22 protein-coding genes are annotated in these 26,354 nt (G+C 66.0%); 16 read left to right on the forward strand and 6 right to left on the reverse strand.

The genetic code is table 11. The features are described 5' to 3' along the window. Nucleotides 1–94 precede the first annotated feature (94 nt). Nucleotides 95–1,318, forward strand: coding sequence for an MFS transporter (locus IGS60_RS14565; RefSeq protein WP_230505151.1), 1,224 nt, complete (start codon nt 95–97; stop codon nt 1,316–1,318). Nucleotides 1,319–1,330: 12 nt separating this feature from the next. Here IGS60_RS14565 and IGS60_RS14570 read toward each other — a convergent pair whose 3' ends face one another. From IGS60_RS14570 to IGS60_RS14580, 3 genes are read right to left on the reverse strand one after another with little or no spacing between them, the layout of a single operon-like run. Next, entirely contained in the window at nt 1,331–2,011 is a 681-nt protein-coding gene (locus IGS60_RS14570; protein WP_230505153.1) for a hypothetical protein, read from the reverse strand. 5 nt (nt 2,012–2,016) lie between these two features. Continuing rightward, the gene (locus IGS60_RS14575; RefSeq protein WP_230505155.1) at nt 2,017–2,796 is read right to left on the reverse strand and encodes a MipA/OmpV family protein; all 780 of its coding nucleotides are present in this window, start codon (nt 2,794–2,796) and stop codon (nt 2,017–2,019) included. An 8-nt stretch (nt 2,797–2,804) separates the two neighbouring features. Then, the gene (locus IGS60_RS14580) at nt 2,805–3,383 is read right to left on the reverse strand and encodes a porin family protein (protein WP_230505157.1); all 579 of its coding nucleotides are present in this window, start codon (nt 3,381–3,383) and stop codon (nt 2,805–2,807) included. Between the two features lie 203 nt (nt 3,384–3,586). Between IGS60_RS14580 and IGS60_RS14585 the strand changes: the two genes are divergently transcribed. Next, nucleotides 3,587–4,264 (forward strand): response regulator transcription factor, encoded by a 678-nt coding sequence (locus IGS60_RS14585; RefSeq protein ID WP_070224073.1) that lies wholly within the window; start codon nt 3,587–3,589, stop codon nt 4,262–4,264. Continuing rightward, nucleotides 4,261–5,562, forward strand: a complete 1,302-nt coding sequence (locus IGS60_RS14590; protein ID WP_230505159.1) for an ATP-binding protein — start codon at nt 4,261–4,263, stop codon at nt 5,560–5,562. Before IGS60_RS14585 ends, IGS60_RS14590 begins: the two co-directional genes overlap by 4 nt. Here the strand turns inward: IGS60_RS14590 and IGS60_RS14595 are convergent. Further along, nucleotides 5,540–6,436 carry a DMT family transporter gene (locus IGS60_RS14595; protein WP_230505161.1) on the reverse strand — a complete coding sequence of 299 codons (897 nt, stop codon included), beginning with the start codon at nt 6,434–6,436 and terminating at the stop codon, nt 5,540–5,542. The genes IGS60_RS14590 and IGS60_RS14595 overlap by 23 nt on opposite strands. A 77-nt stretch (nt 6,437–6,513) precedes the next feature. On the opposite strand from IGS60_RS14595, the gene IGS60_RS14600 reads away from it, so the two are divergent. Continuing rightward, nucleotides 6,514–7,002 (forward strand): Lrp/AsnC family transcriptional regulator, encoded by a 489-nt coding sequence (locus tag IGS60_RS14600; RefSeq protein WP_230505163.1) that lies wholly within the window; start codon nt 6,514–6,516, stop codon nt 7,000–7,002. A 10-nt stretch (nt 7,003–7,012) separates the two neighbouring features. Continuing rightward, a complete protein-coding gene (locus IGS60_RS14605) occupies nt 7,013–7,834 on the forward strand; it encodes an APH(3') family aminoglycoside O-phosphotransferase (RefSeq protein ID WP_230505164.1) in 822 nt (273 codons plus the stop codon). Between the two features lie 13 nt (nt 7,835–7,847). Here the strand turns inward: IGS60_RS14605 and IGS60_RS14610 are convergent, their stop codons facing one another. Continuing rightward, complete coding sequence (locus IGS60_RS14610) at nt 7,848–8,390, reverse strand: hypothetical protein (RefSeq protein ID WP_230505167.1); 543 nt, start codon at nt 8,388–8,390, stop codon at nt 7,848–7,850. 107 nt (nt 8,391–8,497) lie between these two features. Between IGS60_RS14610 and IGS60_RS14615 the strand changes: the two genes are divergently transcribed. Next, nucleotides 8,498–8,881, forward strand: a complete 384-nt coding sequence (locus IGS60_RS14615) for a glutaredoxin (RefSeq protein ID WP_070224062.1) — start codon at nt 8,498–8,500, stop codon at nt 8,879–8,881. Nucleotides 8,882–8,889: 8 nt separating this feature from the next. On the opposite strand, the gene IGS60_RS14620 is transcribed toward IGS60_RS14615, so the two are convergent. Then, entirely contained in the window at nt 8,890–9,126 is a 237-nt protein-coding gene (locus IGS60_RS14620; protein WP_034749909.1) for a DUF3820 family protein, read from the reverse strand. Between the two features lie 144 nt (nt 9,127–9,270). Here IGS60_RS14620 and IGS60_RS14625 point away from each other — a divergent pair, with 144 nt between their 5' ends. The 10 genes from IGS60_RS14625 (at nt 9,271) to IGS60_RS14670 (ending at nt 26,199) form a co-directional block, all read left to right on the forward strand. Then, entirely contained in the window at nt 9,271–10,482 is a 1,212-nt protein-coding gene (locus IGS60_RS14625; RefSeq protein ID WP_070311386.1) for an MFS transporter, read from the forward strand. A gap of 85 nt (nt 10,483–10,567) precedes the next feature. Then, the gene (locus IGS60_RS14630) at nt 10,568–11,785 is read left to right on the forward strand and encodes a YeeE/YedE family protein (RefSeq protein ID WP_230505169.1); all 1,218 of its coding nucleotides are present in this window, start codon (nt 10,568–10,570) and stop codon (nt 11,783–11,785) included. A 47-nt stretch (nt 11,786–11,832) separates the two neighbouring features. Next, nucleotides 11,833–12,471 (forward strand): SMI1/KNR4 family protein, encoded by a 639-nt coding sequence (locus IGS60_RS14635; protein ID WP_070288728.1) that lies wholly within the window; start codon nt 11,833–11,835, stop codon nt 12,469–12,471. Nucleotides 12,472–12,570: 99 nt separating this feature from the next. Further along, on the forward strand, nt 12,571–14,049 hold the full coding sequence (locus IGS60_RS14640) for a sodium:solute symporter (protein WP_230505171.1): 1,479 nt from the start codon (nt 12,571–12,573) through the stop codon (nt 14,047–14,049). A gap of 75 nt (nt 14,050–14,124) precedes the next feature. Beyond that, nucleotides 14,125–15,999, forward strand: coding sequence for a signal peptide peptidase SppA (sppA, locus tag IGS60_RS14645; protein ID WP_070224056.1), 1,875 nt, complete (start codon nt 14,125–14,127; stop codon nt 15,997–15,999). Nucleotides 16,000–16,088: 89 nt separating this feature from the next. After that, complete coding sequence (locus IGS60_RS14650) at nt 16,089–16,622, forward strand: GNAT family N-acetyltransferase (protein WP_230505172.1); 534 nt, start codon at nt 16,089–16,091, stop codon at nt 16,620–16,622. Between the two features lie 436 nt (nt 16,623–17,058). Beyond that, nucleotides 17,059–18,420 carry an efflux RND transporter periplasmic adaptor subunit gene (locus IGS60_RS14655; RefSeq protein WP_230505174.1) on the forward strand — a complete coding sequence of 454 codons (1,362 nt, stop codon included), beginning with the start codon at nt 17,059–17,061 and terminating at the stop codon, nt 18,418–18,420. Continuing rightward, nucleotides 18,417–21,533 carry an efflux RND transporter permease subunit gene (locus IGS60_RS14660; protein ID WP_230505176.1) on the forward strand — a complete coding sequence of 1,039 codons (3,117 nt, stop codon included), beginning with the start codon at nt 18,417–18,419 and terminating at the stop codon, nt 21,531–21,533. The genes IGS60_RS14655 and IGS60_RS14660 overlap by 4 nt, the downstream gene beginning before the upstream one ends. Then, the gene (locus IGS60_RS14665) at nt 21,530–24,781 is read left to right on the forward strand and encodes an efflux RND transporter permease subunit (protein WP_230505177.1); all 3,252 of its coding nucleotides are present in this window, start codon (nt 21,530–21,532) and stop codon (nt 24,779–24,781) included. The genes IGS60_RS14660 and IGS60_RS14665 overlap by 4 nt, the downstream gene beginning before the upstream one ends. Continuing rightward, nucleotides 24,778–26,199 carry an efflux transporter outer membrane subunit gene (locus IGS60_RS14670; protein WP_230505179.1) on the forward strand — a complete coding sequence of 474 codons (1,422 nt, stop codon included), beginning with the start codon at nt 24,778–24,780 and terminating at the stop codon, nt 26,197–26,199. Before IGS60_RS14665 ends, IGS60_RS14670 begins: the two co-directional genes overlap by 4 nt. The last annotated feature ends 155 nt before the right edge of the window (nt 26,200–26,354 follow it).

The raw sequence follows: 26,354 nt of genomic DNA on the forward strand, positions 1-26,354 counted from the left end.
GAATCCATTTCACAGGTGTTTCCATTATCGGAGTCTATATCAAAAGTATTTATCTCGATACACTGGCCCGCTTGAACTATTTGTTGGAGCCATCATGACCACCGCACACCCTGTTTCCCCTTCAGCCAGCACCATGCCGCCCGGCGTGCTGGCGCTGGCCGTCGGCGCCTTTGCCATCGGCGTGACCGAATTCATCGTCGTCGGCATCTTGCCCGCCATTGCAAAAGATTTGCACATTTCCATCGAATCGGCCGGCTCGCTGGTGAGCCTGTACGCGCTGGCGCTGGCCATCGGCACGCCGCTGCTCGTGTTATTGATGTCGCGCCTGCCGCGCAAGGCGGCCTTGCTGGGGCTGATGAGCGTGTTCCTGGCCGGTAATTTGCTGGCTGCCTTTTCCCACACGTTTGAATTGCTGCTGGCGGGACGGGTCATCACGGCCGTGGCGCACGGCACCTTCTTTGCCATCGGCGCCACCGTGGCCGCCAGCCTGGTGAACAAGGCGCAGGCGGGCAGGGCGATTTCCGTGATGTTTGCGGGACTGACGCTGGCCATGGTGATCGGCGTGCCTCTGGGCAGCTTCCTCGGCAACCTGATGGGCTGGCGCCTGCCGTTCTTTGCCGTGGTGGTCCTGGCTGCGCTGGGTTTGGGCGCCATGGCGCGCTGGCTGCCGGCCGGTTTGCAGCAGGGTAAGGGCGGCAAGGCCATGACGCAGCTGGCAGCCCTCGGCAGCGGCCCCATCCTGACGATGATGGCGGTGACCACCTTCGGCTTCGGCAGCAGCTTTGCCGCGTTCACGTTCATTACGCCCATCCTGACGGATGTGACGGGCTTTTCCGCCACCATGGCCAGCGCCCTGCTGATCGTGTTCGGCGTCGCCACCTTTGCCGGTAACCTGGCGGGCGGCTACCTGACGAGCCACCTGGGCTGGCAAAAAGCGCTGCGATCGATGCTGCTGTTGCTGGCCGCCACGCAAGTGGGCGTGGCGCTGGCCATCACGTCCCAGTGGCTGATGACGGTGATGCTGTTCGTCTGGGGCGTGTTCGCCTTCGGCCTGTCTCCGGCCCTGCAGGCGGGCATGCTGGCCACGGCCGAGCGCTACACGCCGCAAGCCGTCGATTTTGCCTCGGGCCTGAATATTTCCGCGTTCAACCTCGGCATTTCCTTCGGTTCCATGCTCGGTGCGCTGATGGTCTCGCGCCAGCTGATGGCGTCGTCGCCATGGGCCGGGGTGGCGGCTGCCTTGCTGGCCCTGCTGCCGCTGGCCTGGCTGGCGCGCAGGAACCTGGCCGCCCACGTGGCGGGGGCGGCCGCGCACTGAGCGCGGTCCGCCTTATTCCAGCAGGGCGGCGATCGCCAGCGGCGTGCCGCCGGTGAGTACCTGGCCCCCGTCCGGATGCGCATGGAAACGGAAGGCGTAGACGCGAAAGCCGCTGGCGGCGTCGCCGGGAAAGGCGGGGCCGTCCTGCGCCGCCAGCGGGAACGCCGCGCCATCGCCGCCCTGATAGCGCACTTGCGCCGCATCCGTCCTCGCATAGGCAAACTGCACGCCGACGCAGCGCTTGCCGCCAGCGCTGCCGGCATAGCGCGTATAGGCGAGGAATTGTTCGCAGGCGGCGCGCAGGTCGGCCGCCGCATACACGCCATCGGGCCGCGTGACGATGGAGACCCAGGCGCTTGACGAGATCTGCCCCGGCTTGCGGTTCCAGGTCAGCTCCGCGTTGTCGTCATAGGCGGCCTTTGAAAACGGGAAAACGGCGCGCCCCAAAGCATCGAGCGGCAGCGCCAGCTGCGCGTCCTTGCCGTGCAAGGCCAGGCGCAAGCCCTCCGTGGACACGCCGGCGTCGCGCGGACGCAAGCGCAGATGCTGCTGCAGCAATTGCTTGGGTTTGCCGTACTTCTCGAACCAGATCATGTGGCGGTAGGCGTCGCGATACGCGGTCCAGTCGCTGCCTTCCTGGGCGCCTGCGAACGCGGGCAGCAATGCCAGGCCGAGAAGCAGGGGCTTGAGCATGCCGCTTAAAACCGGTAGCCGAGGCCGGTGGACCAGCTGATGACGTTGCGCCGTTCGATGACGGGACTGCCGGCCGGCCCGCTGCCCAGCCGCGTGCCCGTGACGGCGCTGTTGAGCAGCCACTTGCTGCTCAGCGCCCAGTTCCAGTTGACGCCTGCCTCGATGGCGGTGACGCCGCCGGCCGGGCGGTAGTCGCGCGCGCCGCCGGCAGCAACGCTGACGGCGTAGCGCTCCTCCATCACGGCGCCGCTGGCCAGCGACACGCCGGCCGACACGGTCACCGTATGATGGGCCGCCAGCGAGGGCAGGGTCTTTTGCACGGCGAACTGCGCGCGCCAGCCGTGCGCGCTCGTGTCGTACACCAGGTTCGACGTGACGCGCATCTGCTCGCCCAGGTAATAGCCATAAAAGCCGCCCACGTCGGGCGAGCCCTTGATGCGCCGCGTGCCGCGCAGGCGCCAGCCATCTTCCGGATCGCGCGCGTTGCTGGCGGCCAGCAGCGGGCCGTATTCAATGCCCGGCGTGGCCGACAGGTGCATGCCCGCCACGCCGCTGGCCGAGACGAACACGCCATTGCTCCACTGGACCTGCAGCAGCGGCCGCAGGACGGCGGCGCGCGGCGCGCCATCGGCCGTCGCGGAGCTGCCCGTGACGGCCGCGCCCACGTACATGTCCCGGCTCCCGTCGGGCATCATCTGCGCGCCGGCGCCGCCGGCCAGCAGCAGCGCCGGCAGCAATAACCGGGGAGAAAACCGGGGAGAAAAACGGGGAGCGAACTTGTGCATGCCATCCTTTAAAAACCGAAACGGACACCGAGCGCGATGCGGTTCATCGTGCTGTCGAGTCCTTCGTATCTGACTGTCGGGGCGTGCTCCCATTCGAGCTGCAGCGCCACGTCCTTGTTGATCTGGTAAGCCGCTCCCACGCTCGCGTACAGGCCCGTCTTGCCGGCCGATTCACCGGGCGGCGCATTCCTGCCGTCGATGGAGAATTTGACGCGGCTGCGCGCCATGCCCGCCTTGGCGAACAGCGACCAGTCCTCGTCCAGACGCCAGGTGCCGCGCGCCGCCAGGTAGGCGGCGCTGGCGCGCACCCTGAGCCGGTAGCCGGGGTCGAGGTCGAAGCTGGTCGCGCCGCCGCTGGCGCGGTAGCCGCCCTCCAGCGCCCAGGCCGGCGTCAGTTCATAGCCGGCGAAGACGCCGAAAGGCAGCGCCTTGCCGCTGGCGTCGCGCTGGCTTGTCGCGCCACCGGCCGCATACTGGATCTTGCCGTCGCTGGCCGGGCTGATGTTGGCGCCCACGTACATGCCTTCGGCGTGGACGAGCGAGGTGGCGGCGACGGCGAGCAGGGTGCTGCATGCAAATTTTTTCATGTTCGGATTCCGGTTGAGGTAAGAGCCATGAATGTTAGGCAAACAGCGTCCCGGAATCCGCCCGTGTTTGTCTTCGAATTGTCCTCAATTTGTAGGCCGCATTTGTATAGAAAGTGTAGCAATGTGTACGGGATTGTCGAATTTGCCACAGGCGCGCCGCGCTCCACTACAATACGCCACAAAAATGGCGGCGCGGAGGAGCGATGCAAGGTGTCATGCTGGTGGAGGACGATGCGCGGCTGGCCGCGCTGGTCAAGGAATACCTGGAGCAATACGACTATGCGGTTGACGTGGTCACGCGCGGCGACCAGGCCCTGGCGCGTTTTCGCGATACCCAGCCCGAGCTGGTGATACTCGACCTGACCCTGCCCGGCGTCGACGGCCTGGTGGTGTGCCGCCAGCTGCGCCAGCTCAGCGCCGTGCCCATCCTGATACTGACGGCGCGCGAAGACACCTTCGACGAAGTCTCGGGCCTGGAGCAGGGCGCCGACGACTACGTGAACAAGCCGATCCAGCCGCGCGTGCTGCTGGCCCGCTTGCGCGCGCTGCAGCGGCGCGGCAGCGCGGCGGCCGGCAGCGATATCGTCATCGGCCAGCTGCGCGTGTCGCGCGAGAACCGCGCCGTGCACTGGCGCGGTCAGGAAATCGCCATGAACAGCGCCGAATTCAAGCTGTTCGCCATCCTGGCCGATGCCGCGGGCAAGGTCATGTCGCGCAACGACATCCTCGTCAAGATGCGCGGCATCGAATTCGATGGCCTCGACCGCAGCATCGACAACTGCATCTCGCGCCTGCGCCGCAAGTTCGACGACACCGCCGCCGAGCGCATCAAGACGGTGTGGGGCGAAGGCTACCTGCTCACGCCCTCGGCCTGGGAATGAACCGCCTGTTCTGGCGTTTCGCGCTGCTGGTGCTGCTGGCCATCGCGCTGGGCAGCGGCGTCATTTACTTCACCTTCAGCCGCCTGTTCGGCGATCCGCTCGAGCATATCGCGCGCGACCAGGCGGCCGGCCAGATCTTCCTGCTGGAGCAGTACATCGACCAGGCACCCGCCGACGAATGGCTGCCGCGCCTGAACAAGGTGCGCGAAGTGTCGGACGTCACGCTGGAACTGCAGCCGCTGGCCACGGTATTGGCGGCGCTGCCGGCCGTCCGGCGCGCGCCGCTGTTGCAAGGCGCTGTCGTGATGGACGTGGGCGGCAAGGGCTTTTACCGCCGCGTCGACGTCACGGGCGCGCGCTATGCCGGCAGCGACGACGACGTGCTCCACGCGCAGAAGCTGCCCATCGACGTGGGCCAGGCGCTGCGCATGGAAGCGATCCGTTTCGCCGTCATCGCGCTATGCCTGCTGCTGCCGCTGGGCTGGTGGACGCGCGCGCACGGCCGCAGCCTGGCGGCGCTGTCGCGCATGGCCGACGATTTCGGACAGGGCGACCTGGCCGCGCGGGCGCGGGTCAGCCCCGCATCGAGCATCGCGCCGCTGGCGGGCCGCATCAACGACATGGCCGGGCGCATCGGTTCGCTGCTGGAGGCGCGCAAGCATTTGCTGCTGTCGGTCTCGCACGAGCTGCGCACGCCGATCGCGCGGCTGGAATTCGGCCTGGAACTGCTGGCCGCGCGGCATGCGGACGGCCAGCCCGACCTGCAGCGGCGCGTCGACGCCATGGGCGCCGATGTCGATGAACTGAAAACCCTCGTCAATGAGCTGTTGGGCCTGATGCAGCTCGATCATGCGCAGGCGCTGCCGCGCCAGTCCTTCGCGCTGGCGCCCCTGCTGCACGCCTGCCTGGCGGCGGCCTTGCCGCGCCAGGTGGACGCCAGCATCGCCGCCGACCTGGGCGAGCTGCGCGGCGACCCCCGCCTGCTGGCGCGCGCCGTCGGCAACCTGCTGGGCAATGCGGCCAAATATGCCGTGGCGCGCGTGGCGCTGTCGGCCGTGCGCGATGGCGAGGCGCTGCGCATCGTTATCGAGGACGATGGTCCCGGCATTCCCGCCGACCAGCGCGAACGGGTGTTCGCCCCGTTCTACCGCCTGGAGCGCGAGCAGGACCATGCGGCCGCAGGCCACGGCCTGGGACTGGCCATCGCCGCCAGGGCTGTCGCGCTGCACGGCGGCGCCATCGCCGTCGACGATTCACCGCTGGGCGGCGCGCGCTTCACGATTTGTATTCGGGCCTGAGCGCTGCCGCGCCGCGTCTCTGCCGCTGCGCCATGTACGAGCTGCCCATGGACGCGGCCATGATCATGGCAATCGCCAGCCACTGCCCGGCACCGAGCCGTTCATCGAGCAGGATGTAGGCCAGCATGGCGGCCACGGCCGGTTCCATGCTGCTCATGATGCCGAACGCTTGCGGCGTCAGCCGTTTCAGGGCGACCATTTCCAGCGAGATCGGTATCGCGCTGGAAATGAGGGCCACGCCCAGGCCGATGCCCAGCACGGCGGGCGAGAGCAGGGCGGCGCCGCTGTGCATCACGCCCACGGGCACGACCACCAGCGCGGCCATGGCCAGGCCCAGCGAGACGGAATGGCCCGCATGCAGATGGCTGGCGCGCTTGCCGAAGACGATGTACGAGGCCCAGCAGACGGCCGCGCCCAGGGCGAACAGCACGCCCGTGGGATCGAGATTGCTGATGTCGTGGCCGAGCGGCAGCAGCAGCGCCAGTCCCGCCACGGCCAGGGCCACCCAGACGAAGTCGAGCGCGCGGCGCGAGGCCAGCAGCGCCACGGCCAGCGGGCCGGAAAACTCGATGGCCACGGCGATGCCGAACGGGATCGTGCGCAAGGCCATGTAGAAGCACAGGTTGGTCAAGCCCAGCGCCGCGCCGTACAGGGCCACCGTGCGCAGGTCGGCGTGGCTCAGCTGCCAGCGCCACGGGCGCCAGAACAGCAACAGCAGCAGCGCGGAAAAGCCCACACGCACGGCCGTCGTGCCTTGCGCACCGACCAGCGGGAACAGGCTGTGCTTGGCCCATGAGGTGCCCAGCCCCAGCGCGGTGACGGAGCCGAGGATGGCGAGCAGGGGAATGAACGAGGAATAGCGGCGTAATGGCATGGTGATAAAAGGCTTGATATCGGAATGGTGAAAGTTTATTGTGTCTGCTCCGATATTTGCACTGCATTTTGACCTTCATGACGCAACTTTCGCTCACGCCTTCGCCCGACCTCGATGCCTTCGACCTGGCCATCCTCGACATCCTGCAGCGCGATAACACGACCTCGCAACGCGAAATCGCCCAGGCCGTGCATTTGTCGGCGCCGGCCGTGCAGCGGCGCATCCGCCGCCTGCGCGAGAGCGGGGTGATCCGTCATGAAGTGGCCGTGCTCGACGCGAGCCGGTTGGGCCGTCCCTTGATCTTGACGGTGGAAGTGCATTTGCACGACGAGCACCCGCAGCGCACGGCCGGCATGCGCGCGCGCATCATGGCCGAACCTGCCATCCAGCAATGCTATGGGATTACCGGCGAGGCCGATTACCTGCTGGTCATCACCGCCAGCAGCATGGCCGAATACGAGGCACTGACGGAACGCCTGTTCGGCGGCGACGACAATATCCGGCGCTACCGTACCTCGGTGGCGCTGACCTGCCTCAAGATGGGCTTGCACGTGCCGCTGGCATAGGATCGGACGGATGACGATCTCGAACAAGAGGCAAGCGGCCGTGACGGCAGCCATGCCCGCCAGCCTGCGCGCCGCCGTGGCCGGCTATCGATGGGTACGCGACAGCGCCGGTGAATCGGACGCTGCCGTCTATAGGCTGCAGGGCAGGGACGGCGCGCCGGACCTGTTTTTGAAGCATGGCAAGGGTGTTGCCGCCGCCGAGCTCGCCGATGAACTGGCGCGGCTGCGCTGGCTGGCGCAATACCTGCCCGTGCCGGTCGTGCTCCAGTTCGCCCAGGCGGCAGACCCGCAGCAGGCATGGCTGCTGACGGCGGCGCTGCCGGGCAAGACGGCGCACGAATTACTGGAAGCCAATCCCGAGATTGGCCCCGCCGTGGCCGACGCGCTGGCAGCCTTCCTGCGCCGCCTGCATGCGCTGCCCGTCGATGCCTGCCCGTTCGACGCCAGCCCTGCCGTGCGGCTGGCCCAGGCATGCCAACGCATCGATGCGGGCCTCGTCGACACCGATGATTTCGATATCGCGCGCCAAGGCTGGACGGCGGAACAGGTGTGGGCGGCGCTGCAGGATTGCCAGCCGCTCACGCCCGACCTCGTCGTCACGCATGGCGACTTCTCGCTGGAAAATATCCTCCTGCACGAAAGCGCCGTCGTCGGCTGCCTCGACGTGGGACGGGCCGGCGTTGCCGACCGCTACCAGGACATGGCCATCGCCTGGCGTGCTCTCGGTCAGTTGGACGCCGCGCTACAGCAAAGGTTTGCTGAGCAATATGGGCTCCTTGATATCGATCAAGGCAAGCTGGAATTCCATTTGCTGCTCGACGAACTGTTTTGAAGGCTGCCAGCCATCAAGGCTCTTCGCGCTCGGCATCGCGTTCGCGGCAGCTCAAGGACGCGTAATGACCTTGGGGCAGCCGGGCCTGGATGGCAACCTCGCTCAGTGCATGTCCGATATCGACGGGGTCGGTCAAGGTGCAGCGCTGGGCGATGGCGAACTCCTGCAGCTTCTGCGTGCTGCCCTGCACCTTGAGCGTCACGCCCGCCCCGGGGCTGACGCAGCAGCCGATGTATTGCGTGATGTATTCTTCCTCGATCAGCACCAGTGCATGCCCCATGAAGCCGGCCGGCTTTTTCAACAGGTAATAATCGGTGTAGTCGAAGCGCTGGTCCGGGTGCTTGCCGACGTAGCCTTCGCGCATGTAGGCGGCGATGGCCTTGCCGGAGGTGCCCACTCTTTGCGTCGTGCCCTTTTTCAGGTGCAGCGCCTGGATCAGACCGCTTTCAAGCCCGGGATCGGCAGCGGCCAGGGCGCTGGAGGCGCAGGCGGCGAGAAAAAGCGAGCCGAGCAGGCGGCGGGTGCGGCATGCCGGCATGGGAGTGATTGCTTGCATATATTTCAGGTGAAGGGGGAGAAGACGCGCAGTGTAGCCCACGCCAGCCTGAGTGCGTGGCACAATGCGTGATCGGCACGCCACGTGCCACTGCCCCCAGGACTTTCATGACCCGCGCCATCCTCGACGAAGCCCAGATCCATCCCGCCGCCCGCCCTTTGATCGGCAGCAAGCACCAGGACATCGTGCGCGAGGTGCAGGCGGCCATCGCCGCGCACCAGGTCGTGGTGGTCGGCATGGCGCTCAATCCGTTTCCGCGCAAGGCGCGCAAGATACTCGACGTGCTGGGCACGCCCTACCAGTACCTGCAATACGGCAGTTATCTGAACCAGTGGCACCGCCGCAATGCCTTGAAAATGTGGACGGGTTGGCCCACGTTTCCCATGATTTTCGTCAATGGCGTGCTCATCGGCGGCGCCAGCGAGCTGCAAAAGCTCGTGGAAAATGGCGAGTTCAGCGCCATGCTGGCAAAGAAGCTGCGCCAGTTCTGACCTGTTCCTTACTCGCCCGGCCGCCACGGCGACTTGCGCGTGCGCAAGGGGTCGAGCAAGCTGCGTAAATCGTTGTGGTCGAGTTCGTACATCAACGCGATTAAACTGCCCAGTTCGCCCGAGGGAAAGCCCTCGCGCGCGAACCAGCCCAAGTAATGTCCCGGCAAGTCGGCCAGCAAGCGTCCCTGATATTTCCCGTATGGCATTTCGCGCGTGACCAGCAGCGCCAGTTTTTCTGAATTCATGGTGGTGACCCCGTGTTGATGCGGCCAGTGTAGCAGACCATTACATTGTTGAGTTAGGCGCAATTATCTTCTGTCCGATCAGGTATTTTTCGGAATAAAGAAAACCCCGATACTGCATGCCAACATCATTGATCGGAGTTTGCCATGCCCATTGCCTTGCTCGCGCTGACCCTCAGCGCATTTGCCATCGGAACCACCGAGTTTGTCATCGTGGGGCTGTTGCCCACCATCGCCGCCGACCTGGGCGTCAACCTGCCGTCGGCCGGCCTGCTGGTCAGCCTGTATGCGCTGGGCGTCGCCGTCGGCGCGCCCGTGCTGACCGCCCTGACGGGCAAGATTCCGCGCAAAACCCTGCTGCTGTCGCTGATGGTCTTGTTCACCCTGGGCAATTTGCTGGCGTGGAAATCACCGGGCTATGCAACCCTCGTCGTCGCCCGCATCCTGACGGGGCTGGCGCATGGCGTGTTCTTTTCCATCGGCTCGACCATCGCCACCTCGCTGGTGCCGAAGGACAAGGCGGCCAGCGCGATTGCCATCATGTTTACGGGCTTGACCGTGGCCCTGGTGACGGGCGTGCCGCTGGGCACCTTCATCGGCCAGCATTTCGGCTGGCGCGAAACCTTCCTCGCCGTCTCGGCCCTGGGTCTGGTGGCGTTCATCGGCAGCCTGTTGTACGTGCCGTCGACCATCAAGCACAGCAAGCCCGCCTCGCTGCTGCAGCAAGTGCAGGTGCTGGGCCAGCCCCGGCTGCTGCTGGTGTACGCCATGACGGCCGTCGGCTATGGCGGTTCCTTCATCGCCTTTACCTATCTGGCGCCGATCCTGCAGCAAGTGTCGGGTTTCAGCGCCGGCGCCGTGGGTGCGGTGATGCTCGTGTATGGCGTGTCCGTGGCGTTCGGCAATATCTGGGGCGGCAAGCTGGCCGACAAGAAGGGGCCAGTGCGCGCCCTGAAACTGATCTTTTTGCTGCTGTCCGCCGTCTTGCTGCTGCTGACCTTCACGGCGCCGCATCCCGTGCTCGTCGTCATCACCGTGCTGCTGTGGGGTGCCGTGGCCTTCGGTAACGTGGCCGGTTTGCAAGTGTACGTCGTGCAGCAAGCGGAACACTTCACGCCCCGCGCCGTCGACGTCGCTTCCGGCCTGAATATCGCCGCCTTTAATCTTGGCATCGCCGGCGGCGCCTGGGGCGGCGGCTTGATCGTGGAACACCTGGGCCTCGTGCACACGGGCTGGATCGGCGCGCTGGTCGTGCTCGGTGCCTTCGGCTTGACGGCCCTGAGCGGCCGGATGGACCGTTTGAATCCCATCCCCGTGCGCAGCGGCGGCGAGAAATCGATGCATGCGGTGGGGCACTAAGCCTGCTTGATCTGCAAGCAAGTTGCTGGCACGGGCGAGAGCAGGGTTTACAATGGTGTTTCCCTTTCTCTCGCCCATACTCCCCATGTCCGATACCGCAATGTCACCGCTGCGCCTGCGCGCCGCCATCAACCCGAAACCGCTGGGCGTCGCCCTGTTGCTCATCGTGCTAGGCGCCTGGTACCTGGCGCTGACGGTGGGCGCCACCCAGTCCGCGCTGTACGTGGTGGGCGCCTTGCTCGGCATCACCCTGTATCACGCGGCCTTCGGTTTTACATCGGCCTGGCGCGTCTTCATTGCCGATGGCCGCGGCGACGGCTTGCGCGCGCAAATGCTGATGCTGGCCGTGGGCGTGGCGCTGTTCTTCCCCGCGCTGTCGGCCGGTACCCTGTTCGGCACGCCCGTGGCGGGCCTGGTGTCTCCCGCCGGCACGTCCGTCATCTTCGGCGCCTTCATCTTCGGCATCGGCATGCAGCTGGGCGGCGGCTGCGCCTCCGGCACCCTGTACACGGTGGGCGGGGGCAGCACGCGCATGCTCATCACCTTGGCCGCCTTCATCGTCGGCTCCGTGATCGGCACGGCGCACATGCCGTTCTGGACGGCATTGCCGCAATTGAAACCCATTTCCCTCGTCACAAGCCTGGGCCTGGTACCCGCGCTGGCGCTGAACTGGCTCGTTTTTGCAATGATCGCCAGCATCACGGTGCTGGTGGAAAAACGCCGTCATGGCAAGCTCGTCGCGACACCGCTGCGCCCGTCGCAGGCGTCGCCCTGGCTGCACGGCCCCTGGCCGCTGGTGGCGGGCGCCATCGCGCTCGTCGTACTCAATTTCATCACCCTGGCGCTGTCGGGCCGTCCGTGGGGCGTGACGTCCGCGTTTGCCCTGTGGGGCGCGAAAGCCGCGTCTGTGGTCGGCATCGACACGGCCAGCTGGGCCTATTGGTCGACCAAAGCCAACGCGGCCGCCCTGGCCGCGCCGCTGACGCAGGACAAGACTTCCGTGATGGATATCGGCATCGTGCTGGGCGCCATGCTGGCGGCGGCCCTGGCTGGCCGCTACGCGCCCGTGTGGCGCATCCCGCGCCGCTCGGTCATCGCCGCCGTCGTCGGCGGCTTGCTGCTCGGCTACGGCGCGCGCCTGGCCTACGGCTGCAATATCGGCGCCTACTTCAGCGGCATCGTCTCGGGCAGCCTGCACGGCTGGCTATGGCTGGTCTGCGCTTTCCTGGGCAACGTCATCGGCACGCGCTTGCGCCCGTGGTTCGGCCTGGAAGTGGAGAAAGTCAAACCGACCGGCTGCTGAGTTATCCACCGTCAATGACCGTACCGAAAACTAATGGAGCAATGTGCATGGATGTCGAGTACCAGGCGTTTTTACACGCGTTTCCCCCGGCGCAGCGCGTGAGCGCCGATGCCGGCAAGCTGGCTGCCTTTACGGAGCACGTACTGGGCGTGGCCTTGCCCGACGACCTCGCGGCATTTCTGCGGCAGGTGGGCGGCGGCTATTTCGGCCGCAACGATCTGTACTTTTTTGGTGACGGCGCAACGCCGGCGCCGCGCGATTGCCTGCAGGAGTGGAACCGTCAAGATTTCTGGACGGAGATTTTCCCGTGCCCGGCAGAGGGCGGTCCCGTGTTCTTTGCCGAAACCTGCTTTGGCGATCAGCTCGGCTACCGCCACGATGGCGACAGCGTGCTCTATTTGCTGTTCGCCATCGATACCTTCGAATCGTTCGTGCTTGCGCATAGCGCACAGGAACTGTTCGCACAGGTGCTGACCGAGCGCTTTGCCCTGGTCGATGCGCGTCGCCTGCAGGCCGTCGAAAGCCAGCTTGGCCCATTGCGCCAGGGCATGCATTATGCGCCGCTGGTGAGCCCGCTGCTGGGCGGCAGCGGCGCGGCGGACAACTTCTGCCAGGAAACGCCGAATGTGCACTTCAGAACGGCGCTGGCCGCGCTGCATGCCGCGCGGCGCGCCTCGGGCGGCTAGTGTGGCGGCTGGCTGGGGGGCGCTTTTAGCCGCCTCCAGCAACGGGCGCGGCAATCCGGTGTATATTGCCGCCCACCTTAGCTCAGTACCGTATCTGCCATGTCCCCAGCGATCCTGTTTGCCGTCGTCCTCGCGTATTTCCTGATCCTGCTGGGCGTGGCATGGCGCACCTCGCGCCACGCCACCAATGAGAGTTTCTTCATCGGCAACAAGGACAGCAACTGGATGCTGGTGGCCTTCGGCATGGTCGGCACCACGCTCACGGGCGTGACCTTCATCAGCGTGCCCGGCGCCGTGGGCAGCAACGGTTTCGGCTACATCCAGCTGATGATCGGCTACGTGCTCGGCTACCTGGCTATCACGTTTATTTTGCTGCCGCTGTATTACCGGCTGCAGCTCACTTCCATTTACCGCTACCTGGAACTGCGCCTGGGCCGGCGCTCCTACCAGAGCGGGGCGGCGTTTTTCATCGTCTCGCGGCTGCTGGGCGCCACGGCGCGGCTGTATCTGGTGGTCAATATCCTGCAAGCCACCATACTCGACAGCCTGGGCGTGCCGTTCTGGCTGACGTCGTGCGTCGTGCTGCTGCTGATCCTGCTGTACACGTACGAGGGCGGCGTGAAAACCATCGTCTGGACCGATACCCTGCAAACGGCGTGCATGCTGGCCGGCCTCGTCATCTGCAGCGTGTTTTTGCTGCACGCGATGGACCTGTCGCTCGTCGACAGCCTGGAGCGCATGCGCGCGCAAGGGTTCACGCGCATCTTCACCGTCGATCCGGACAGCCCCGCCTATGTGTGGAAGCACATTCTTGCCGGCATGTTCATCACGATTGCCATGACGGGCATGGACCAGGAAATGATGCAAAAGAACATTTCCGTGCGCACCTTGCGCGACTCGCAAAAGAACATGCTCAGCCTGACCGTGGTGCTGACGGGCGTGCTGCTGCTGTTCCTCTTCCTCGGCGGCTTGCTGCACCTGTATGCGCCGCTGGCCGGCGTCAGCGCGACAGGCGATAAACTGTTTCCCGCCGTCGTGCTGGGGCACTTTCCCGCCGTGGTGCAGCTGATTTTTTTCATCGCGCTCATTTCCGCCCTGTTTCCCAGCGTGGATGGGGCATTGACGGCGCTCACGTCCACCTTCTGCATCGATATTTTGGGCGTGCAGCGCAGGCCGGACTTGAGCGCGGCCGCGCAGATGCGCTGGCGCCGCCGTGTCCACCTGGTTTTTTCCGCCCTGTTCCTGATCCTGATCATGGCCTTCAAATGGCTGGACGACCCCAGCATGATAGGCGTGATCCTGAAGCTGGCCAGCTATACCTATGGTCCGCTGCTGGGTCTGTTCGCCTTCGGCCTGCTGAGCCGGCGCGGCGTACGCGACCGCTGGGTGCCGCTGGTGGCCGTGGCCGGGCCGCTGCTGTGCGCGCTGATCGAAGGGGAGCAGGCGCGGCTGTTCGAGCATTACCGCATCGGCCTGGAACTGCTGATCCTGAACGGCGCCCTGGTACTCGCAGGCCTGTTCCTCATTTCCACGCCCCCGGGGCAGGGCGGCCAGGACACGCAATACTTGTCAAAATAAGACGAATCCCAAGGCGATCGCGGCCATTTTCAGCTATATTGATTTCCTTTAGGTACATAACCTCACGGAGCATCGATGTCACTCAACCCCTTCCCGCCGCTACGCCGCGGCTTTGGCGCATTCTGGCGCGCGCTGGACGCCACCCGCCGCGCGGTCATCAACCTGATTTTCCTGCTGATCGTCATCGCCATCCTGATCGCCATCTTTGGCGGCGGCGCCAAGCCCCTGGCGGACAAGACCACCCTGGTACTCGACTTGCAAGGCCCGCTGGTCGAGGAAACCCCGGGCGGCGTGCGCGAAGCCGTGCTGGCCAATGTCAGCGGCGAAGTCAAGAAAAGCGTGCAGCTGCGCGACGTGCTGGCGGTGCTCGACACGGCCGGCAAGGACAAGAACATCGGTTCCATGGTGATCCTGCTCGACGAATTGCAGGGGGGCGGCCTGGCGTCGCTGCGCGAAGTGGCGGCCGGCGTGGAGCGTTTCCGCGCCACGGGCAAGAAAGTGACGGCCTGGGGTTCGAGCTACAACCAGCGCCAGTACCTGGTGGCGGCGAAGGCCGACGAGGTGTTCCTGCACCCGATGGGCGGCGTCATGCTGGAAGGCTTTGGCCGCTACCGCAATTACTACCGCGACGCGCTCGACAAGGTGGGCGTGACGGTCAACCTGCTGAAGGTCGGTACGTATAAAAGCGCGGCCGAGCCTTTCATCGCCAACGGCCCGTCCGAAGCGGCGGCTGAAGCGGACCGCTACCTGAACAACGGCCTGTGGACCACCTACACGACGGACGTGGAAAAGGCGCGCAAGCTGCCGGCCGGCGCGATCATGCAAACGATCGACAACCTGCCAGCCTTGATGACGGCTGCCGGTGGCGACATTGCCAAGCTGTCGCTCAATGGAAAACTGGTCGACGGCCTGAAAACGCGCGATGAGCTGCGCCAGTTCATGATGGCGCGCGGCGCCAAGAACACGGAAGGCACGAACTTCCGCCAGGTGAACTACACCGATTACCTGGCGCGTCTGCGCCCCGTGCACATCGGCGATGCCGTCGGCGTGGTCATCGCCTCGGGCGAAATCGGCGACGGCATCGCGCCGCCGGGCGCCATCGGCGGCCTGTCCACCTCGCGCTTGATCCGCCAGGCGCGCGAAGACAAGTCGATCAAGGCCGTCGTGCTGCGCGTCGATTCGCCGGGCGGCAGCGCCTTCGGCTCGGAACTGATCCGCCGCGAACTGGAACTGACGCGCGCCGCCGGCAAGCCGGTGGTCGTCTCGATGGGCAACGTGGCCGCTTCGGGTGGCTACTGGATCAGCACCTCGTCGGACGAAGTGATCGCCGACGCGGCTACCATCACCGGTTCCATCGGCGTGTTCGCGATTCTGCCGACGGCCGACAAGGTGGTGGAAAAGCTGGGCATCCACACGGCCGGTTCGCCGACCACCTGGCTGGCCGACGCGGGCAACCCCTTGCGTCCGCTCGATCCCCGCTTCGCCGAAGTGATCCAGGGTTCGATCAACCACGTGTATGGCGACTTCCTGAACCTGGCGGCCAAGGCGCGCAAGACGACGCCGGAAAAGATCGATGCAGTGGCGCAGGGCCGCGTCTGGACGGGCTTGCAGGCGAAAGAGCGCAACCTGGTCGACCGCATCGGCAGCTATGGCGATGCGCTGGCCTCGGCCGCCAAGCGCGCCAATCTGGGCGCCGACTACCGCGTGACCTACCTGGAACAGGAAACGTCGAACGTCGATCGCCTGATCGGCATGTTCGGTTCCAAGGCCATGGCCTCGCTGGGGCTGGGCGAACACGTGAAACTGGGCCTGGCCGGCACGGGCTTGCCGGCCGACGCGGCGCTGGGCATGGCGCAGGACCTCTCCTGGCTGTCGGGCATCACGCGCGAGCGCAAACCGTTCATGGCGCTTACGCACTGCCTGTGCGAGGTGCCCCTGGGCGGCAAGTAAGGTCAGGCCTTACACGGCAATATAGATGACATCCCCAAGCCGGCTTCGCCCGGCTTGTTTTCCTTGAGGAGCAGACTATGGCAAGCGACATGAGTGCACCCACGGGTATCACCATCCGCCCTTGCATCAAGGGCGATGAACAGGCGCTGGCGCTGGTGGGTCAGGCCACCTTCCTGGAAGCGTTCGCCGGCATCCTCGATGGCGCCGACGTCATCGCCCATTGCCAGCGCCAGCATGACGCGCAGCTGTACCGCGACTGGCTGGCGCTGCCGGCCATGCGTTTATGGCTGGCCGAGGCCATGCCCGGCGGCGCACCCGTCGGTTATCTGGTGCTCAGTCCTGCCAGCCTGCCGGTCGCGGACCCGCGTCCGGACGACCTGGAAATCAAGCGCATCTACCTGCTGCACCGCTTCCAGGGCCGGCGCGTGGGCCAGCGCCTGATGCAGGCGGCGCTGAGCCAAGCGCGCGCCGGCGGGGCAGGGCGCGTGCTGCTGGGCGTGTACGCGGAAAACCACGACGCGCTGGCGTTTTATGCGCGCTGCGGCTTTGCGCAGGTGGGACGGCGCACCTTCCGCGTCGGCCGCACCGACTACCAGGATGTCATCCTCGGCATGACCATGTAAATTCAGGTAAAGAATCGCCGCCGTCTGTGACCACTTGATCCCCGCGCGGCGCCGGGTCAAGGCGGCTGGCGGGAGATTTGTAGCGAGTTTGTATCTGCATGCGAGTCGCCCGCGTCTGGCGCACGCCGGGCGATGACGCCCCGCAAGCCTGATTTTTCCACCGTTACCCCACAGGGTCGGCCCGCCTGCCGGCCCGCCTGGTCCTCCCGTGCCTGCCAGGCTGTGTGTAATTGTTTCAAGTAGAAATGAAACAGTTACATGACTATGCTAGAGTCGTTTCACGCTGGAGAGCGATGTTTTTTCAGCTGATTTTCAGCTCTTGACTCCCCGGCTGTGTACCGAAACAACCCCGAAAAACGGTCGTCCGGCCTGAGTGTGTTCCACCTCGGCCGGCGCCACAGAATCGCCGTGCCAGCGGCCACTACAAGGATAAGCGATGGATTCGCAGACAACACCCCATACCCCACGGCGCAGCCGCCGTTCGAAAATCGTCGGCACGGTCATCGCGCTGGCCGTGATGGCGGCGCTGGGGGGCGGTGCCTGGTATCTGACCCATTCCGGCGCCAGCGCCCAGGGCGGTGCCGGCGGTCCCGGTGGCCCGGGCGGACCCGGCGGGCCTGGCGGACGCCGCGGCGCTCCCTCGACCACCGTCGGCGTGGCCACGGCCGTCAAGTCCGACCTGCCCGTGGTGCTCGATGCGCTGGGCACGGTGACGGCCGCATCCACCGTGACGGTGCGCCCGCAAGTGTCGGGCATTTTGAAGGAATTGAAATTCAAGGAAGGCGGCATGGTCAAGGCGGGCCAGGTGGTGGCGCAGATCGATCCGGCCCAGTTCGAGATGGCGCTGATGCAGGCCACGGGCCAGCGCCAGCGCGATGAAGCGCAGCTGGAAAACGCGCGCCTGACCCTGAAACGCTATCAAACCCTGCTGGGCCAGGATTCCATCGCGCGCCAGGACGTCGACACGCAGGCCGCATTGGTAAAACAGCTGGAAGGCACCGTCATGACGGACCGCGCGTCCGAAGGCACGGCCAGGCTGAACCTCGGCTACACCAAGGTGGTGTCGCCGATCAGCGGCCGCGCGGGCCTGAAGGTGGTCGATATCGGCAACCTGGTGAGCACCAGCGACACGGGCGGCGTGGTGGTCGTGACGCAGCTCTCGCCCATCGACGTGGAATTTTCCGTGCCGCAGGATAAGGTGCAGACCATCCAGGAGCGCCTGAATGGCGGCTCGGCCCTGGCGGCGCTGGCGCTGGACCGCACGCGCACGCATACGCTGGACAAGGGCAGCCTGACGGCGCTCGACAACCAGGTCGACGTGCAGACGGGCACCGTGCGCGCCAAGGCCCGTTACACGAACGACAAGATGGCCTTGTTCCCCAGCCAGTTCGTCAACGTGCGTCTGGAACTGGGCAACATCACGGGCGCCGTGCTGGTGCCCGTCACGGCTTTGCGTCACAGTAACAACGGCGACTTCGTGTATGTGCTCAAGGCCGACAAGACCGTCACCGTGCGCATGGTCACGCGGGGCCAGGCCACCACCGACATGGTGGAAATCCGCGCCGGCCTGGAAGCGGGAGAGCAAGTCATCACGGAAGGCGCCGACCGCCTGAAGGAAGGCGCGAAGGTCATGCTGGCGGGCGACAAGCCGGCCATGGGCAGCGCAGGTGCTGCCGGCGCGAACGGCGAACGCCGCCACCGCCGCCAGCATGCTGAGGGCGCGGCCAGCGCTTCGGCCACCGCCTCCGCTCCCGCCAGTGCGCCGGCGACCGCTCCGGCGAAGGGCGCGGCGCAATGAGTCCATCGACGCCGTTCATCCAGCGCCCCGTCGCCACGGCGCTGCTGATGCTGGCCATCGTGCTGGCGGGGCTGGTCGGCTTCAAGTTCCTGCCGCTGGCCGCCTTGCCGCAGGTGGACTTCCCCACCATCCAGGTGCAGACCCTGTACCCGGGCGCGAGTCCCGAAGTCATGGGACAGACGGTGACGGCGCCGCTGGAGCGCCAGTTCGGGCAGATGTCGGGTTTACAGCGCATGAGTTCCACCAGCGCGGCCGGCGTTTCCCTCATCACCCTGCAATTTACCCTGGGCCAGACCCTGGACGTGGCCGAGCAGGAAGTGCAGGCGGCCATCAACGCGGGCGGCTCCTTGCTGCCCACCGATTTGCCGGCGCCGCCCGTGTACGCGAAGATCAACCCGGCCGACGCGCCCGTGTTGACCCTGGCGATCACCTCCGACACGATGCCGCTGACGCAGGTGCAGAACATCGTCAACACGCGTCTGGCGCTGAAGATCAGCCAGGTCAACGGCGTGGGCCTCGTCTCGCTGTCGGGCGGCCAGCGTCCCGCCGTGCGCATCCAGGGCGACACCAAATTGCTGGCCTCGTACGGCCTGGGCCTCGACAGCCTGCGCACGGCCATCGCGGCGGCCAACGTCAACAGCGCCAAGGGCAGTTTCGACGGACCCACGCGCTCGTTTACCATCAACGCCAACGATCAATTGGTGACGGCGGAAGACTACAAGCGCCTGATCATCACGTATAAAAACGGCGCGCCCGTGCGCCTGGCTGACGTGGCGAACGTCGTCGACAGCGCGGAAAACACGCGCCTCGGTGCCTGGTCGGGCAAGCAGCCGGCCATCATTCTGAACGTGCAGCGCCAGCCCGGCGCCAACGTCATCAAGACGGTGGACGCCATCAAGGCCCTGTTGCCCGACCTGCAGGCCAGCCTGCCGGCGGCCATGAAGCTCGACGTGCTGAGCGACCGCACGACGGGCATCCGCGCCTCCGTCGAGCACGTGGAAATGGAACTGCTGTTGTCCGTGCTGCTGGTGGTGCTGGTGATCTTCGCCTTCCTGCACAGCCTGCGCGCCACGGTGATCGCCAGCCTGTCCGTGCCGATTTCGCTGATCGGCGCCTGCGGCGTCATGTATTTGCTCGGCTATAGCCTGAACAACCTCTCCTTGATGGCCCTGACCATCGCCACGGGCTTTGTCGTCGATGACGCCATCGTCATGATCGAAAACATCGCCCGCTACATCGAGGAGGGCGAAACGCCGATGGCCGCCGCATTGAAGGGCGCGTCGCAGATCGGCTTTACCATCATCTCGCTGACGGTGTCCCTGATCGCCGTGCTGATTCCCCTGCTGTTCATGGGCGACGTGGTGGGCCGGCTGTTCCGCGAATTTGCCATGACCCTGGCCATCACGATCTTGATTTCCGCCTTGGTGTCGCTGACCCTGGTGCCGATGATGTCGGCGCGCTGGCTGAAAAGCCACGCCGATGAAAAAATCAGCGCCACGGGCCAGCGCATCCAGGCTTTCCTCGACAAGGTCATCCATCAGTACGACCTTGCGCTCGTGTGGGTGCTGAAACGCCAGGGACTGACCCTGCTCGTGGCCTTGGCCACCTTGCTGCTGACCGTCGTCCTGTATATCACCATCCCCAAAGGCCTGTTCCCCACGCAGGACACGGGCCAGCTGCAGGCGCGCATCGAAACCTCGCAAGCCGTCTCGTACGCGCGCATGGCCGCCTTGCAGCAGGCCGCCGCCAGCGCGCTGCTGGAAGACCCCGCTGTCGATACCTTGAGTTCCCTCGTCGGCGTCGATGCGGCCAACAACACCATGCTGCACACGGGCAGCATGCTGATCAACCTGAAGCGTCCGCGCAGCGGCAGCCAGGACGAGATCATGGAACGCCTGCGCAACCGCGTGGCCAAGGTGGCCGGCGTGACCCTGTATCTGCAGCCGACGCAGGATTTGACCATCGACGCGGAATCGGGCCCGACGCAATACCGCGTTTCGCTCGAAGGGGCCGACACGGCCACCGTCACGGAGTGGGCGGGCAAGCTGGCGGCCCGCATGCGCGAGCAATCGCAGTTGCGCAACGTCGTCACGGATGCGGGCGCCACGGGCGCCGCCGTGACGGTCGCCATCGACCGCGACAGCGCCGCGCGCATGTCGGTGACCACGGCCACCGTCGACGACGCCTTGTATAACGCCTTCGGCCAGCGCATCATTTCGACGATTTTCACGGAAACCAACCAGTACCGCGTGATCCTCGAAGCGCAGCCGGGCATCGTCACCACGCCGTCCGACCTGTCGGACCTGCAGGTGCGCACGGGCTCCGGCAAGTCGACGCCGCTGTCCGCGTTTGCCAGCGTCAGCGAAAAACAGGCGCCGCTGCAGATCACGCATGTGGCGCAGTATCCGGCCACGACCCTGGGCTTCGATACGACGCAGGGCGTGGCGCTGGGCAGCGCCGTCGACGCCATCCGCCAGGCGGCGAAAGACATCGCCTTGCCGCCATCGGTGACATTGACCTTCCTCGGCGCGGCCGGCGCGTATGAAAACTCGCTGTCGAACCAGCTGTGGCTCATTTTGGCCGCCGTCGTCTGCGTCTACATCGTGCTCGGGGTGCTGTACGAAAGCTACATCCATCCGCTGACGATTTTGTCGACCCTGCCGTCGGCCGGCGTGGGCGCCTTGCTGGCCCTGATGATCTCGGGCCAGGACCTGGGCGTGATCGGCATCATCGGCATCATCCTGTTGATCGGCATTGTGAAAAAGAACGCCATCATGATGATCGACTTCGCCATCGAGGCCGAGCGCGACGAGGGAAAAAGCCCACAGGACGCCATTCACCAGGCGGCGCTGCTGCGTTTCCGCCCGATTTTGATGACGACCCTGGCGGCCCTGTTCGCGGCCGTGCCGCTGATGCTGGGCTGGGGCGAGGGCGCCGAGTTGCGCCGTCCGCTGGGCCTGGCCATCTTCGGCGGCCTGATCGTCAGCCAGGTGCTGACCTTGTTCACCACTCCCGTCATCTACCTGGGCTTCGACCGCCTGGGCCAGCGCTTCGCGGGCAAAGGGAAGAACGCTGTCAGTCTCGATAAGCCGGGTGCGGGGAGCGCCGCGTGAACCTGTCCGAACCGTTCGTCAAGCGTCCCATCGCCACCGTGCTGCTGACCATCGGCATCGCGCTGGCGGGCATCGGCGCCTTCTTCGTGCTGCCCGTCTCGCCGCTGCCGCAGGTCGATTATCCGACCATTTCCGTCAGCGCCAGCCTGCCTGGCGCCAGCCCCGCGACCATGGCCACCTCGGTGGCCACGCCGCTGGAACGCCGCCTGGGCGTGATCTCGGGCGTGAACGAGATGACGTCGTCGTCGGGCACGGGCTCGGCGCGCATCAATTTGCAGTTCGACCTGAACCGCAAGATCGATTCGGCCGCGCGCGAAGTGCAGGCGGCGATTGCCGCCGCGCGCGTGGACTTGCCGGCCACCCTGCGCAGCAATCCCACCTACCGCAAGGCCAATCCGTCCGACGCGCCCGTGATCATCCTGGCGCTGACGTCGAAAACGCGCACGCCGGGCCAGATCTACGATGCCGTGTCGAACCTGGTGCAACAAAAGGTGGCGCAAGTCAAAGGCGTGGGCGACGTGGAACTGGGCGGCGGTTCGCTGCCGGCCGTGCGCGTGGAACTGCTGCCGTACCAGCTCAATCACTACAGCTTGTCGATGGAGGACGTGCGGGCGGCCATCCAGGCCAGCAACGCCAACCGCCCCAAGGGAGCCATTTCCGGCGACGAGCGCAGCCTGCAGATCTATTCGGGCGCGGCGACGGCGTCGGGCGGGCGCTCAGCAAACGACTACCGCAGCCTGGTCGTGGCCTGGCGCGACGGCGCCGCCATCCGCCTCGACGACGTGGCCGACGTGGTCGACGGCGTGGAGAACAACAATACCCTGGGCCTGTTCAATGGCGACCCGGCCGTCATCGTGCTGATCACGCGCCAGCCCGGTGCCAACGTCATCGCCACGGTGGACGGCGTGCGCGCGCTGCTGCCGCAACTGCAGGCGCAGCTGCCGGGCGACATCAAGCTGCAGGTGGCGTCCGACAGCACCAATTCCATCCGCTCGTCGCTGCACGAGATCGAATTCACCCTGATCCTGTCCATCGTGCTCGTCGTGCTGGTGGTCAGCGCTTTCCTGCGCAGCGTGCGCGCCACCATCATTCCCGCCGTGGCCACCATCGTCTCCCTGTTGGGCACCTTCGGCGTGATGTACATGCTGGGCTTTAGCCTGAACAACCTGTCCCTGATGGCGCTGACGGTGGCCACGGGCTTCGTCGTCGACGACGCCATCGTGGTGCTGGAAAACACGCAGCGCCACATCGAGGCGGGCATGGACCGCTTCAAGGCAGCCCTGCTGGGCGCGCGCGAAGTGGGTTTTACGGTGCTGTCGATCAGTCTGTCGCTGGTGGCCGTCTTCATCCCGCTGCTGTTCATGGGCGGGCAGGTGGGGCGGCTGTTCCGCGAATTCGCCGTCACCCTGTCGGCCGCCGTGATGATTTCGCTCGTCATCTCCCTCACGACCACGCCGATGATGTGTGCCTGGCTGCTGAAAAGCGGCCAGCAGCATAAAAAGCCGGGTGCGGTGGCGCGCTGGTTCGAGCGCGGTTTCGAGCGCATGCTGAAAGTCTACGAGCACTGCCTGGACTGGGCGCTGTCGAGCGCCGCGCTGGTGATGACCATCCTCGTCTTCGTCGTCGGCTTGAACGTGTACCTGTTCGCGGCCGCGCCCAAGGGCTTCTTCCCGCAGCAGGACACGGGCCAGATCAACGGCGGCATGCGCGCCGACCAGAGCATCTCGTTCCAGGCCATGCAGAGCAAGTTGCGCCAACTGGTCAACATCATCAAGGACGACCCGGCCGTCGCCACCGTCGTGGGGTTTACGGGCGGCGGACGGGCAGGGGGCGGCTTCATGTTCATCGACTTGAAGCCGGCCTCGCAGCGCACGGACAAGGGGCAAGCCGTGATCGCGCGCCTGCGTCCGCAACTGGCCAAGGTGACGGGCATTTCGCTGTTCCTCAACCCCGTGCAGGATTTGCGCATGGGCGGGCGCTCGAGCAATTCCACCTACCAGTACACCCTGATCAGCGACAACCAGGCGGACCTGAAGAAGTGGGCGGCGAAACTGGCCGACCAGATGAAGCTGCAGCCGGCCCTGATCGACGTGGACACGGACCAGGCGGAAAACGGCGTGGAAACCTTTGTTTCCATCGACAAGGACCGCGCCACGCAGCTGGGCGTGCAAGTGAAGGATATCGACAATGCGCTGTACAACAGCTTCGGCCAGCGCCAGGTGGCGACCATCTACGATGAGCTGAACCAGTACCACGTGATCATGGAAGTGGCGCCCCGCTATGCGCAAAGCCCGGAAGCGCTGCGCTCCGTGTATGTGCCGGCGTCGAATGCGGCGGCCGTCGCGGCCACCAGCACGACGGCGACGGCCAGCACCACCGCTGCGGCGACGGGCGCGGCGACGTCCAACACGACGGCGGCGCGCGACCCGTCCAGCGGCTCGGCCCTGTCCACGACCCTGGCGCACATGGTGCCGCTGTCCTCGTTCAGCAGCTTTGCGGAAAGCTCGACCGCGACCTCGATCAACCACCAGGGCGGCGAGCTGGCCACCACCGTGTCGTTCAACCTGGCCGACGGCTATCCGCTCAGCGACGGGCAGGCCGCCGTGGCCCAGGCGGAGTCGGAAATCGGCATGCCCGTCAACGTGCGCGGCAGCTTCCAGGGCTCGGCCAAGAGCGCGCAGGACAGCAACAAGGAGCAGCCGCTCTTGATCCTGGCGGCCATCGTGGTCATCTACATCGTGCTGGGCATCCTGTACGAAAGCCTGATCCACCCCGTCACCGTGCTGTCGACCTTGCCGTCGGCAGGGGTGGGCGCCGTGCTGGCCTTGCTGCTGTTCCGCATGGAGTTTTCCATCATCGCCCTGATCGGCGTGTTCCTGTTGATCGGTATCGTCAAGAAAAATGCTATATTGATCATCGACTTCGCGCTGGAGGCCGAGCGTTCGCGCGGCTTGACAGCCGTGGAGGCGGTGCGCGAGGCATGTTTGCTGCGTTTCCGCCCCATTCTGATGACCACCCTGGCGGCGGCGCTTGGCGCCTTGCCGCTGGCGATCGGTTTCGGCGAGGGGTCGGAGCTACGCCAGCCCTTGGGGGTCGCCATCATCGGCGGCCTGATCGCCAGCCAGTTACTCACATTGCTGACCACCCCGGTGGTCTACATCCTGCTCGACAAGCTGCGCACGCGCAGCGCCGACGAGCAGCAATTGAGCCGCATTCCTGGGCCAGATAACCCGAGCACACAATCATGAAGCAAGTAAAACCTATTTCCTCCGCCGTCCCCGCACGCCGCCTGCTGGCTTTGGCCGCAGCAGTTCTCCTTGCCGGCTGCGCCGTCAGCCCCGCGTATGAAACGCCGACGGCCGCCGCGCCGCAAACGTTCAAGGAGGCGGCCGGCTGGCAACCGGCCGCGCCGGCCGACACCCTGGAGCGCGGTCCCTGGTGGACCCTGTTCGGCGACGCGCAGCTGAACCAGCTGGCCGAAGGCATCGACATCTCGAACCAGAACGTGGCCGCCGCCATCGCTTCGTACGAGCAGGCGCGCGCGCTGGTGCGCGAACAGCGCGCCTCGCTGTTCCCCACCGTGAGCCTGACGGGCAGCGGCGCCCGTTCGGGTGGCGGCGGCGAGCAGCAGACGAACAACAACTTCAAGGCCGCCATCGGCGCCTCGTGGGAACCGGACGTGTGGGGCAAGCTGCGCGCCGGCGTGACGGGGGCCGATGCCAGCGCCAGCGCCAGCGCGGCCGACCTGGCCGCCGCGCGCCTGTCGGCGCAGGGCGAGCTGGCCACCAATTACTTTTCGCTGCGCCAGAGCGATGCGCAGATCGCGCTGCTGAACGCCACCATCGATGGCTACAAGCGCGTGCTCGAGATCACCGGCAACCGTTTTAACTCGGGCATCGCCGCCAAGTCCGACCTGCTGCAGGCGCAGACGCAGCTGGCCAATGCGCAGATCGACCTGTCGAACCAGACGCGCGCCCGCGCCCAGCTCGAACACGCGATCGCCATCCTGCTGGGCCGCGCGCCGTCCGACTTCAGCCTGGCCGTGGCGCCGTGGACCCTGACCGTGCCCGAGGTGCCGCTGGGCGTGCCATCGACCCTGCTGCAGCGTCGTCCCGACATCGCCGCCGCCGAGCGCAGGGTGGCCGTGGCCAATGAGCAGATCGGCATCGCCCGCTCGGCCTACTATCCGAGCCTGAACCTGACGGGTTCCTACGGTTCCGGCGCCAGCAAGGTGGGCGACCTGTTCAACGCTTCAAGCAGCTTGTGGTCGTTGGGCGTGTCGGCCGCGCAAACGCTGTTCAACGCGGGCGCCACGACGGCCAGCGTCGATGCTGCCAAGGCGGGCCATGAAGCGGCCGTCGCGCGCTACCGCCAGACGGTATTGAGTGCCTTTGGCGCCGTGGAAGACCAGTTGTCGGCCACGCGCGCGCTGGCCGAGCAATTGGCCTTGCGCCAGCAGGCGTCGTCGGCCGCCGACCAGGTCGAACAGCAGATGTTGAACCGCTACAACGCGGGCCAGGTCGGCTACACGGATGTGGTGACGGCGCAGGTGACGGCCCTGTCGGCGCGCCGCTCGCTAGTGCAGGCGCAGGCGGACCGCCAGACGACGGCCGTGGCCCTGATCCAGTCGCTGGGCGGCGGCTGGCATGCGCCGCAGGCGCAGTAAGGGGGCGATCAGGGGCAGGCCGGCGCAGGCGAAAACCCCTGCGCCAAATTCGCGTTTTCCTGCGCATCTTGAGTGCTAGAATGCAAGATTATCAATTCCCAGCCTGACGGTCCCGCCGTGGCTGCTTTCTTGCAGACGATGACACGCAGCAAACA

Source organism: Janthinobacterium sp. FW305-128 (assembly GCF_020858135.1).
GTDB lineage: Bacteria > Pseudomonadota > Gammaproteobacteria > Burkholderiales > Burkholderiaceae_D > Janthinobacterium.